Below are 11975 nucleotides of genomic sequence, written 5' to 3'. Positions count from 1 at the left end.
ATCAGTTCGTGCCCTCCTCATCCGCAAATGTAACCTGTCCGTTCGACAGGGCACCAATACGAACTAGTGATTCAACCCGATATCCTGCTTCTTGAAGCAAGCGTCCGCCTGGCTGGAAGGCTTTCTCAATTACGATCCCAATGCCGACTACCTCGGCTCCAACCTGTTCTACGATACGTGCTAGTCCAAATGCCGCCTCACCATTCGCCAAGAAGTCATCGATAATGAGTACGCGGTCACCTGGCTGCATGAACTTTTTGGCAACGGTAATCTCATTGGTCTCCTGCTTCGTGAATGAGTACACCTTCTCGACCAGAATATCTTCTGTAAGAGTAAGCGACTTCTGCTTCCGTGCAAAAATCAGCGGTACATTAAGCTCCAATGCCGTCATGATGCCTGGCGCTATACCCGAGGATTCAATCGTGAGCACACGTGTGATATTCTCCCCTTCGAAGCGGCGGATGAATTCCTTGCCCACTTCCTTCATGAGAACCGGGTCCATCTGATGGTTCAAAAATGAGTCCACTTTCAGTACTTGTTCAGACAGTACAATGCCTTCCTGTCTTACTTTATCTTTTAGCAATTGCATGTTGTTCTCTCCTTGTGTGCCTCTCGCACAGGCGACCCTGCATGCTCTCCCATTCGGCTGCCAAAAACAAAAAGCCCACCTTTCACCGCTGCGGCTGAACCGGAGACAGGAAAGACAGACTTGTACATATATGACAAGCCATTGAAACTGAAATTTCGTAATGATACGGCAGATGGAATCACGCGGTTCTAGTGTGTCTCTTCGAACCCATGTTGAGCTTGAGCAAAAGGAACAAGTCCATGACTCACACAGATGCGACGATGAGCACTGTACTTAGCCTATTTTGGATTACCATCATCATAACATTAGCAATATAACAGATCTTTCCCGTAGTCCGATCATTACGGTGATCGGGTAGAGACATGCAGGCCTATTCCTGCACATATACGAGTAACGGCGTATTAAATTGTTAAACCGATAATTCCCATGATTCTGAACGATGTATGATCGTGAATCTGTAAATAAATAAGTTAAACTTCACTGACAATGTTAGAAGTATACCGAATTGCTCGCGTGAAATAAAGAAGTATTTTCATGGAAGTTGCGGAAAGTTGTCTTAATTTGCATTTCAGGGGTGATTGAAGCGTCATTTTTATGTACAATATGAAAACGGAAGCGCGGGTTCAAAACAACCTTTGCAACGACATTATCTGTCAAAGGAGACATGCAACTATGAAAGGCGTTCTTAAAGAATTCAAGGAATTTGCCGTACGTGGCAACGTCATTGATCTGGCGGTCGGGGTTATTATCGGGGCTGCTTTTGGTAAAATTGTAACTTCACTCGTGAATGATATCATCATGCCACCGGTTGGCAAACTGATGGGCGGCATTGATTTCAGCCAGAAAATCATCAATCTTGATCCAAGTGTGAAGACGGCAAATGGACAAGACATCACAACGCTCGCTCAAGCAAACGAAGCTGGTGCTACCGTAATTGCATATGGTCAGTTTATCAACGTTATGATTGATTTTCTTATTGTGGCATTCTGTATCTTCATGCTCGTCAAAGGTATTAATTACCTCAAAAGCAAAGAACACAAAAAGCCTGAGCCGAAGAAAACGACCAAGGCTTGCAAATACTGCCTATCTGAAATTCCGGCAGCAGCTACTCGTTGCTCCCACTGTACATCCGAGCTAGAAGCTGAAGGCAGCGGGAGTCCTGCTTAAGGAAACGCAAGTAAGCTCGTCATAACTGATCATGAACTTACTTCATTATGACGAGTCTTCTCGCACCTCAGAGCAATGTCCTACTCTGATCCTTTAGAAGACAGACATTCAGGTGGGCTACTCGAGTGATCTCTGCTCGACTGCCATCGTTTGAATAAATTCTAGGGTGCAACGGGTATGTAATAAAAAACTTCAGCTTGTCTGTCCGTGTCGATTCCCCACCCACGTTAATTCCTCAGGTACAATGACGGATGGGGCGGAGCAGAACGGCTCCTGGTTACTTCTCAGAAAGGTCTCACCGATTCGGTGGGGCCTTTAGTATTATGGGATGATTCTATCATTCACAAACAGACATTAGCTGATCTCAACAGTGACTTAAAACTTAGAAGCGGCGAGGTAACAGGTGTTCCAGAATCGATTTTAGATCCTTATCTTCCTTATAGACTTCTTCCCCGGTATCAAGCTCAGTTACACGAATATACTCAAAGTTGGCCGAAGCATCCACAGGTTTGAACAATAGCTGTGCTTCATCTTCCAGACGTACATTGAATCCCATATCTTTGAACATCGTCGTTAACTGACTGTTAGCCGGCTCCTGTCCCTGCCCTACAAAGATGAGTCCTCTAAGGCTTTTACGTTCTTGAGGTTGCGGATAAATGACTTGAAAGTGTACAATGCATTCCATGTGGTGGTTCCCCTTTCTTAATAAAACTTTGTGAAATTTTGAACTTTAAAACTTGCTATATAAGGAGATACGTTTCATGACCCCAGAACGTTTCGATTTTTATGACAATCAGCAAAATTGGTTAGGCACGGCACCTCGAACAGAGGTTCATGCCAAAGGATATTGGCACCGTTCATTTCATTGTTGGATCGTGCGTGACGAAGTCGGTCAGCGGATGGTTCTTTTTCAACGAAGACGTGATATCAAGGATACATTCCCCCTTTACTACGACATTACAGCCGCGGGTCACCTTACTGCTGGTGAACAGCTACATGAAGCGAGCCGAGAATTAGAGGAAGAACTGGGCGTTCAGGCTGCCTTCGAAACGCTGACGTATCTACTCACTGCGAAGCAGGAGCTTCAAGGAGAAGTTCGTGGGGTGCCATTTATCGATCGGGAATTCAGCTCCGTATATGGACTCTGCCTGAATCAATCACTTGAAGAATACATCCTACAGCCAAGCGAAGTGCATGGCTTATACGAGGTTGCTCTGGATGATCTGCTCGCGTTATTTCGAGGTGACCGTGAAGTTATCGAGGCTACTGGAATCCGTATAGAGACAGAGTTGCTGGCTTCATCCACGAATCGAAACACAGATGAACGTACCGAACTAGGGACAAGCGACGATGTATATTCATCCCCATCTTCTGTGCGAGAAACTGTTACGGTGCATGCTCATGAGTTTGTGCCTCATGGGGAGGACTATTATATCCGTGTACTTGAAGCACTGTATGACGTACCCTCTAGCAAATCGGACACCTTGTGAGGTAAGCATCATCTGTACTACTTTCATTCTCCCAAGAACAGCGCAACTTCATACCACTGATTTCTAATTCATATGGCATACGACGATTAGGTTCAAATTTTAATGATCTGAAGCTTCAAGGATTAATAACACAAGAATGTAATGACATACGTGATTTATTCACCAAAACGCTAACGCTCCGGATCTCCTCACAACCAGATAAACAAACAGGCGTCTACCGTGTGGCAGCGCCTGTTTTGCTTATCTGGTATTTATAAAGCGATGACTCGTGAACGATTAACTGCACAGACTCGGGTCATGTTGATCCATTACCCTCCGTAGGCTTAGACCAATATCGTGCTGAGAGACGCTCATAACGACGCCCGTAACGAGCCTCCAGTGCTTCTCCCATATCCTGCTCCAACTCGAACAATACCAGCTCTTGTGCAAAATGATTCAACAGCAGTCCTGTCATCACAGGATGCTCTGTGACAACGGCTTGCGTAACACTCCCTTTACCACGCATCCCCAGCATACACCAGCAGCGATCTACCACAAGGGAGAACTTCCGTCCTTCACCATCGGCATAGACCGGCATTCCAGGCCAAGGCAGCGGCTGTTCTAGCATACCTTCCCCTTCTTCACAGGACCACAACAGACGTACGCCCCGCTCTTCGGCTTGCTGTAGATCCTCATGGAGCGACTCAATCTCTTCGCGCCAGACATCAATTACAATCTCATGCTTCGCCTCAGCTAATTGCCGCTTCAGGGTCTCAAACACTTTCTTATCGCCTTCGATATTGTAAAAGGCTGGCTTCTCGGGTTCATGCTGCGGCATGCTGCTCTGTACATAGTCAAGGGAATCTCGCATCTGACCAGAGATCATCCGAGTCATTTCCTCAGGCTTCAGCACACTGTACTTGGCTGGCTCGCCTGCACCACACCGCAAGAATCCACGCTGCTCTAATCGTTGCAGGGTCGCGTATACATTGGAACGGGACACGCCCAGTCGCTTCGCTACCTCATAGCCTGAGGCTGAGCCTTGACGGGCGAGTTCCACCATAATTTTCGATTCCATCTCCGTAAATCCCAGATGACGCAAATGATGCAGCAGTTGGTCCATATTCCCGTCCCCCCATGCTGTCAGCAACCTGCACTGCTACTCACTCATAATGTGGCAGCGCCTCTACTGCATCAGATCTGTTCTGCTCCGCAGCGTGGGCACCATTTGGAGCCTTTGGGCAGCTCTGATGCACAGATCTGACAGTTCACCATTTCACGCGGCACTTCGGTCTGTACTTCTACGGTGTCTACAATTGGGTTATTCTCTTTCCAGTATCGAATGCGCTCATCCAGCTCTTGCTGGCGTTCACGCTCACGCAGCATCTCTTCTTCCCGGCGACGTTCCCACTCTGCATCGAACGCTTCCTTCTCTTCCTGGGTAAATTCCGTACTGTTGTATTCAGTATCCGTCTCCAGATCAGCAATGGATGGAATAACGGTATGGTAAGGCTCATTCTCTTCCAGCTCTTCTTCCACAGGTGCTTGGTATACCGGTTCTCCTACTTGCTGTGCAACAGCAGCCTCTTGTCTGGCGAAAGGAGCCGCCGCGGCAGAAGCTGGTTTAAAATCACCAAGCTTACGTCCACATTTAGGACAGAAGTTCGCATCCAGTGAAGCGACGTGTCCACACTCGCACAACCGTTCATTTTTGAGCTCAGCAATTTTACTGCGCAAACTGTCAATCTCATCTTGCAATTCGTCGCACAGATGCGACAAATCGACCATATCTTTCTCCGCACGCGTCATATCTTGGGCACGGTAGCCCTCGTAGAAAATTCGACCCATATCTGTAAAATGGACTTCCTGTTCCTGTTGCAAGCCCACGATCTGATTGTTTAGTTTTCCAATCTCCACGGCATGCTGAGCTCGCTCTGTTGCTTTGTTCGCTCCATTCTTAATTCGCTGAAGCAGTTTCATGACATCTCCTCCTCTATTCCCGTCAGGCGCTAAATGATTTCATCCAAGCTAATCTCTTCATTACGCATACATGTTAAGTTCATTTCATTTTCATAGAGAGCTTGCTCACTATATAAAATGGACTAAAGAATATTACACTTGCTACTCCGATGACAGAATAACTTTCCGATCGCTCTTATCCCCAGATTTTTTTGATTCCCTTTTCCAAGGAAAACATCCGGGGATAAAGGCGAACGCTTCGCTTCTTCAACGTTATTTCTGTCCTCTCCGTTCCCGTGTAATGAACAAGTTCATTTTATATAAATCTATGCAAACTGCTCGGTATATAACTTATACGATAAGTAGCCAAAAAGTTGCGAAATCCTACGCGAATGCCCGTATTATGCCGATGCTGGATGAATTCGGGGGCTTTCGTTAGGACCATATGTTCGGGTATAATGAAACTTTGTCCCGGCATATCGCCGACACTGAGGCGATTAACCCTATCATACCAATTTACAATGCGATTGTGAAAAGGGCAAATGGATTACTTTTGAACCGGGATAGCCGATCCCTGAATGTATACAGAGGTGGATGAATGATGTTAAGTCCGAACTCAACGTTTTACCCCCGTCCGCTCGGGGTTACCCCGGCGGCATCTTTGCCCCAGTCGCCTTCGGCTCCGCTGGAGACCAGTCGGCAGCTTGTTAGCAAGGATGAACTCGATGCGCCTTACTTCCGTTCTCTGGAGGAAGCTGGCATCCGTCTGAACGGCCCTCAAATCTCCGCAGTTCGCCATGGTAGAGGTCCACTATTAACCTTGGCTGGAGCAGGCTGTGGCAAAACGACAGTCCTTGCAGCACGAGCAGGCTACTTAATGGAGGTCAGCGGTGTTCACGCAGGTAGCATCCTGCTCGTGACTTTCACAAACAAGGCGGCGGCCGAGATGAAAGATCGTATTGCCGCCTTGCCAGGTATACGTCCTGCTGCTGCAAGAGCGGTGCAGACGCGTACGTTTCACTCCTTCGCCTTGACGCTGCTGCGTCATTACGGCGTTCAGGAGGAGATTTTTGGCGAATCTCGTGCCCAGCACACGGTCATCAAAATGTTGCTACGACAGTACGGCATGAGCGAAGCCTTCCAGCCCGAGAGCCTACTCGCTATGCTATCTGCATGGAAGATGCAAGGTTCACAGACCACTGATCTGCCCGAGAAGTCGCAGGAAGAACGTGATGCGAAACGTGTACTTCTCGGTTACGAGAACTGGAAGAAGGAACGCAACAAGATCGATTTTGACGATATTCTGCTTCGTGCCGCTGAATTGTTACGTGATCCTGCTGTGCTGGAGCCACTCCAGCGACGTTTTCAATACATTATGGTGGATGAATTTCAGGATACGAATCATTTGCAATATGAGATTGTGCAGAAGCTCGCCTCGGCTCATCGTAACCTGATGGTCGTTGGAGACGATGATCAGACAATCTATACGTTTAATGGTGCACGGCAGGAATCCATATTAGAATTCGATAAAGTATACCCAGGCGCACGCATTGTGACGCTAGATATTAACTATCGTAGTGATGCACGCATCCTTGGACTTGGCAGCGAACTGGTAGCGAAGAACAAACGTAGACGGGACAAACGTCTGCGTGCCGCAGGACATCGAGGCGACGCCCCTAGGTTCGCCACACCGTCCAATGCAGAGGAAGAAGCCGCATGGGTTGTAAACCAGATCTGTGAGCAGGTAGAAGAAGGTCTTCATACGTATCGGGATATCGCAATTCTGCATCGCACAGCCAGTAGTAGCCGGGCGGTATTTGAGCAGCTCGTGTTGAAGGATATCCCTTTTGTCCAACACGGCGCGTCACCGGTATTCTATGACCAATCGTTAATTAGACCTTTGATGGATCATATGCGTCTGTCTCTCGATCCACGGTCTGCGGATGCTCTGCCAAGCGCACTCGGCCCACTCTACGTGTCACGGGATGCTGGACTAGATTGGATTCAACGCAGTGAACAGCAACAAGCGAAGAAGTATCCGCTAATTCATCTAGCGAAATGGGACAAGCTGAAGCCATTTCAACAGGAACAGGTCAAGGAACGTATCAAATTAATTAAGTCACTTCATAAACTGAAACCTGTCATTGCTATTCAAGAGATGCGCCGTCAATTCTATGACAAATATATGGAAAGCGGTGATCCTAGCATCTTCACCCATTATCGGGAAACGATGCTGGAGACGCTCGATGAATTCGAAGCGGCCGCCAAAAAATTCGAAACGGTAGAAGACTTCATTCAGTTCGCCGACGAGCTCTCGCGCAGACATCGGGAGATGGAGTCTCTACGCCGAGCACAAGACAGTGATGCGGTTCAATTAATGACCATTCATCGTGCGAAGGGTCTTGAATTCCCATGTGTCTACTGGATTGGTGCAAGTGAAGGTATCGTTCCTCACAGCTCTTCATTACGTCAGGATCTGCCTGAGGATCAGAAAGCCGCTCTGTCTGTACAACAGACGGATACCGAGCTGGATATGGCTTTGGAAGAGGAACGACGGCTTGCCTATGTTGCCATCACACGTGCAAAACAGTTCTTATACGTCACTTCTCCAGCCAGCCACCATGGTAAACCTGCCGATGTATCCCGATTTTTGCTGGAAGCATTCGGGATGGAGGTTCCGGATAAACGTAAAAATAGTGAGGGCAATCGAACCGAGAATTCGCGTTCTTATGGTAAGAACCAAGGTCAGAGCTACCGATCCGGTTCACGCAATGAGGATCGTGATGTGCTTCATCGTCGCCCAATTAACTCTAATGGGCAGGATGAGCATCGCCACCGGGAAGGCGAGCTTCATCCACGTAAAGAACGTCTTGGCAGCGGCGAAGTTCGTAACCATAAAGCGTTTAGCACGGCAGGTGTTAAACAAGCTCCTAGCTCTTCCTCTTCAAGTACAGGATCACATGCTTCAGGTCAATCAGAACGTATGGAGACTGTGGCGATCTGGAAGTGTAGTTCATCGACATGTAAAGCTTGGCTGCGCCAGAAACCAGCTGTACCTTCTGCCAAGGCAGCCAAAAACACCAAGTCAGGCCCACCGCCATGCCCCTTGTGTTCAGGATCTATGGAGGCGGGTACCCGCCAGGTTCCTATGACAGGAAGATACGGGCGATAGATAACGGCCGTTGAACGATATATGAAAAGCAAAAGAAAGCAGCCCCAATAGGAGTTGCTTTCTTTTGTTGTATGCATTTATTTGGGTGGCGTATAGGCTGTGGTGTATGTTCGTAACGTAAGTTGGATTTAAGACACACCCTAAGTAAAATGTGCTGTTAAAATCTTCGCTAGACGTTGTTTATATGCATCTAAATCATACGAAGAATTATTTACTTTTTCCTTAGCTATACTTAAATCGTTAAATATGGTTTCTTCCAATTCTCTTCTAGCCTCAAGAACATGAAGCGTCCCTTCTAATCCTTGATAGCCATGATTCAAGCCAAAGCCTTGGTTCGTGTAATACTCAATAAAACCTTCCGACCATGCTGCTGGTCTCTCCTTGACTGCTTTTCTAAAAGAATGATCAAGATCATCCTGCTCTACGTAAAGTAGTAACGGATTCAGTTGCTCCACAATGAAGGCTAGCTGCTTCACATAACTCATCACTACTTCATTAGCTGCACTATACTTAATCATTCCAATGGTTACAGGGTTCTGTATAAAACAGCAATCAAAAACATACGTGTCTGTGCCATTCATACTACGCTTAGCGAACTGCTCCCATTTTTCCATAATCCGCACTATATTCTGATCTAACGGCAATTCATAAATATCATATTTAAAGATGTAATCCATCAATTCCTTTGGAATACTTATTCCAAATTCGTTTATTAATTTGCGATATTCCAAGAAATAATAATTACCATGCTTCATGAGACGTGTACGCAATAAGTCACCAAACTCCGCATGATCACGTAGTAATTCTTGATACTCGTACTCGCCAAAACAGGCAACGCCATCATAATCCGCAGGATGATCCAAATTCCCTTCCAAAAATAACTGCGTATTGATGTTCATATCGATAAGAATGTCATGAACGAGCTGAGCCGTTGTTGTTTTACCGAAGCCAGGTAAACCCTCAATGAGAACTAACTTTGGTTGCATCCGATATTCCTCCATTTCATATTTAGGAGGATAGGCAGGTAAAATATTCAATGGAGATGCGTTTATCCATAAAAGTGCACGTTCATTAAGGTTGGTTTTCAGTACCGAACAAATGGGCAGCCTTTTGAACAACCTCTATAACGAAAAACGGATACCTAAGGTATCCGCGCATGGTTTATGTCATACCTTACCCTGCATACCCTGTAAGATGATTAGAAAAGATACCAAATAAAACGTTGTACAGCGAGCCTTTTTAATAAACGTTTATCGGTATATTTTCAAATAATTTATCTTTACAGCGTAGTCCACATGATCAGGTATATGCTCCTTTGTATGCATCTCACAACTAATATTACCATCGCGAATAGAATCCCACAATCGCATTCGAATTATAGAGATTTCATAGCGATCGAAGTTTCAGCTCTGCTCCTTTTCTTGAACAGAACGATAGCAAGAAGCAAGGCTATACCTACAGCAGTGAAACCCAGCCAATTCAAATACAGGACAGAGGTACGGCTGATGACAAGCCCGCCTAATCCAGATCCAAGTGCAAAGCCAATTTGAATGAACGATGTATTTACGCTCAGGGCAATATCCGGATTGCGAGGTGCTAGTTTAACCAGATATAGTTGCTGCGCCGGAGAAATGCCCCACGTTGCTAACATAAAGATCATTAAGACCAAGATTAATACGAGTAGATTAACTCCAGCTAGTGCAAATAAAAGCAGCGTAACTCCTTGTAAAATCAGCCCCAGGAAAACAGTGAATTTCACACCTCTGGCATCTGCCAATTGCCCGCCTATTTTAGAACCGACAAAGCTGCAACTGCCCGCCAGGAAGAGAACCCCGCTAATCTCGGTCATGGAAAGTGACGATGTCGCCTGCAAGAAAGGCGTAATATACGTAAACAGTGTAGCGTAGCCGCCGACATACAATAGTGTAATAAGCAAAGCGGTCAGAATAGTCGGATTTTTCATGATAGAAAGCTGCATGCTAAGGCTAGCCTTCTCTTCTTCTTTGATTGACGGAACCTTCTTATAAAGAATTAGCAAGGGAATAATACTTAATACACCAATTAGAATAAATAGAACTCTCCATCCAAACATCTCACTAAAAAATGTACCGATTGGCACACCCAGCACTAGCGAGCTGCTCAGTCCCATCAGAATAACCCCGATGGCATTGCCTCTTCGTTCTTGTTCAACGAGTCGTGTCGCCACCGCCATCGCTACTACGGTAGCCATGCCACCACTTGCCCCTTGTACAATTCGTATCCATAGCACAGCTTCATAAGTAAGATCTATGAACATAAGTCCGTTGCTTGCAATAAATACACCAAGGGTCGTCATTAGTAATTTCTTGCGATCAACATTGATCGTAAGTGTGATCATAATCGGAGCAACAATAGCTGCAGCCAGAGCAAATACCGTTACCAGTAACCCGGCTTCAGAGGTTGGCACGCCCAAGTCTGCAGCAATCATCTCAATGACGCCTGTAATAATATATTCAATCGTTCCGATTAGAAAAACAGCCAGTGCCAGAATATAAATAATCCCTTTGTTCTTCAACTCACTTCACCTTCTTCTGTTATCTCGTTCGAATTGGAATCTGTATCTCTATACACTGAGCATCTTGTTCTGGTGATAACGGTAGATATAGCTCTCTGCCTGCTTCGTTCTCATTGATCTGATAGTTATTGGCTTCAATCCATTTCGCTAAATGAACACAGGCGGCACCATCAAACGTTGAATCCGAATGAAAAACCATCGTAGCCATCATCGGCTCAGCAGGGAGGGTTCGTAGCTCGAATGGCTCTGGGGATGTATGTAGCTCGCAGGTCAAAAAGTAACCCACTTCAAACTCAAACTCATCCTCTTTGCCCTCGATTTCTCTCCACAGGACAACCTGAGGCCCTTGAATACATCCACGAATGTGCTTGGTAATGGATTGATCTATCTGACGCATCAGGTTCGGAATATCCTCTTCCCGCCCACATGCCTTCTGATAAAGGAATGATCGGGCATCTTCCGTCTTAATTCTAATCTCTTGCCCTGTTTCCAATTGCCCCTCTTGTTCGATCAGCTTCATACGCTCCTCAATTCGAAGGAGTTTAGCCCGCTCTATATCGATTATTTGTTGAATCTCACTTCGCTTCAGCTTGAACATGCCTTTAATGTTCTCTAATGTAATATCTTCTTGAAGCAACTGTGAAATCTGTGGCAACGTAAAACCTAGTTCCTTATACATCAAGATTCGGTTAAGCTCAAGAAGCTGATCTGCCGAATAGTAACGATAACCTGTATCGTGATCTACCTTTCGCGGCTTAAGTATGCCAATCTGGTCGTAATAACGTAGTGTTTTTAAGGAAACCTTACTTAGCCTGGAAAACGCACTGATTTTGAACAACAAGTTCACCTCCTATCTTCAACATAATGTGAGTATACAGTTTCCCGTATAGGGGAGAGTCAAGGGTTAAATTAATCATTAATATAGAAGAAGTAATAGAAGACATACTAGCTGAACTCAAGCTAAAAAAGCTGACTGTTGATTTTTTTATGAACAGGGGCGTTTGGAGGGTAAAGGAGACGGATGGTCTGTGGTCAGAGAGTACACCACTTAAGGCAGACCTTGGT

10 protein-coding genes and 1 riboswitch are annotated in these 11975 nt (G+C 45.9%); of the genes, 3 read left to right on the top strand and 7 right to left on the bottom strand.

All coding sequences use genetic code 11. From position 1 onward, the window contains the following. Position 1: 1 nt before the first annotated feature. Positions 2 to 589: a xanthine phosphoribosyltransferase gene (locus J2T19_RS24775; protein ID WP_128100112.1), complete on the bottom strand. Its 588-nt coding sequence runs from the start codon at positions 587 to 589 to the stop codon at positions 2 to 4. Positions 590 to 899: 310 nt separating this feature from the next. Then, positions 900 to 999: riboswitch (purine riboswitch) on the bottom strand. A 262-nt stretch (positions 1000 to 1261) separates the two neighbouring features. Here J2T19_RS24775 and mscL point away from each other — a divergent pair. Next, positions 1262 to 1756, top strand: coding sequence for a large conductance mechanosensitive channel protein MscL (gene mscL / locus J2T19_RS24770; RefSeq protein WP_307220679.1), 495 nt, complete (start codon positions 1262 to 1264; stop codon positions 1754 to 1756). 382 nt (positions 1757 to 2138) lie between these two features. On the opposite strand, the gene J2T19_RS24765 is transcribed toward mscL, so the two are convergent. After that, the gene (locus J2T19_RS24765) at positions 2139 to 2441 is read right to left on the bottom strand and encodes a hypothetical protein (protein ID WP_056695593.1); all 303 of its coding nucleotides are present in this window, start codon (positions 2439 to 2441) and stop codon (positions 2139 to 2141) included. A 76-nt stretch (positions 2442 to 2517) separates the two neighbouring features. Between J2T19_RS24765 and J2T19_RS24760 the strand changes: the two genes are divergently transcribed. After that, the gene (locus tag J2T19_RS24760) at positions 2518 to 3246 is read left to right on the top strand and encodes an NUDIX hydrolase (RefSeq protein WP_307220676.1); all 729 of its coding nucleotides are present in this window, start codon (positions 2518 to 2520) and stop codon (positions 3244 to 3246) included. A 295-nt stretch (positions 3247 to 3541) separates the two neighbouring features. Here the strand turns inward: J2T19_RS24760 and J2T19_RS24755 are convergent, their stop codons facing one another. Both J2T19_RS24755 and J2T19_RS24750 read right to left on the bottom strand, forming a co-directional pair. After that, the gene (locus J2T19_RS24755; protein ID WP_307220674.1) at positions 3542 to 4348 is read right to left on the bottom strand and encodes a TrmB family transcriptional regulator; all 807 of its coding nucleotides are present in this window, start codon (positions 4346 to 4348) and stop codon (positions 3542 to 3544) included. Between the two features lie 71 nt (positions 4349 to 4419). Then, entirely contained in the window at positions 4420 to 5205 is a 786-nt protein-coding gene (locus J2T19_RS24750) for a zinc ribbon domain-containing protein (protein WP_307220671.1), read from the bottom strand. A gap of 580 nt (positions 5206 to 5785) precedes the next feature. On the opposite strand from J2T19_RS24750, the gene J2T19_RS24745 reads away from it, so the two are divergent. Next, positions 5786 to 8356, top strand: a complete 2571-nt coding sequence (locus J2T19_RS24745; RefSeq protein ID WP_307220669.1) for a UvrD-helicase domain-containing protein — start codon at positions 5786 to 5788, stop codon at positions 8354 to 8356. A gap of 140 nt (positions 8357 to 8496) precedes the next feature. Here J2T19_RS24745 and J2T19_RS24740 read toward each other — a convergent pair whose 3' ends face one another. From J2T19_RS24740 to J2T19_RS24730, 3 genes are all read right to left on the bottom strand, one after another. Further along, positions 8497 to 9342, bottom strand: coding sequence for a P-loop NTPase family protein (locus tag J2T19_RS24740; protein ID WP_307220668.1), 846 nt, complete (start codon positions 9340 to 9342; stop codon positions 8497 to 8499). 389 nt (positions 9343 to 9731) lie between these two features. Next, entirely contained in the window at positions 9732 to 10910 is a 1179-nt protein-coding gene (locus J2T19_RS24735; protein ID WP_307220666.1) for an MFS transporter, read from the bottom strand. Between the two features lie 19 nt (positions 10911 to 10929). After that, positions 10930 to 11748: a MerR family transcriptional regulator gene (locus tag J2T19_RS24730; RefSeq protein ID WP_307220664.1), complete on the bottom strand. Its 819-nt coding sequence runs from the start codon at positions 11746 to 11748 to the stop codon at positions 10930 to 10932. Positions 11749 to 11975: the final 227 nt, after the last annotated feature.

This window comes from Paenibacillus tundrae (assembly GCF_030812775.1).
In the GTDB taxonomy this organism is placed as follows: Bacteria; Bacillota; Bacilli; order Paenibacillales; family Paenibacillaceae; genus Paenibacillus; species Paenibacillus tundrae_A.
Note: the sequence above shows the minus strand (reverse complement) of the source record. Positions and strands in the feature narration are given on the sequence as shown.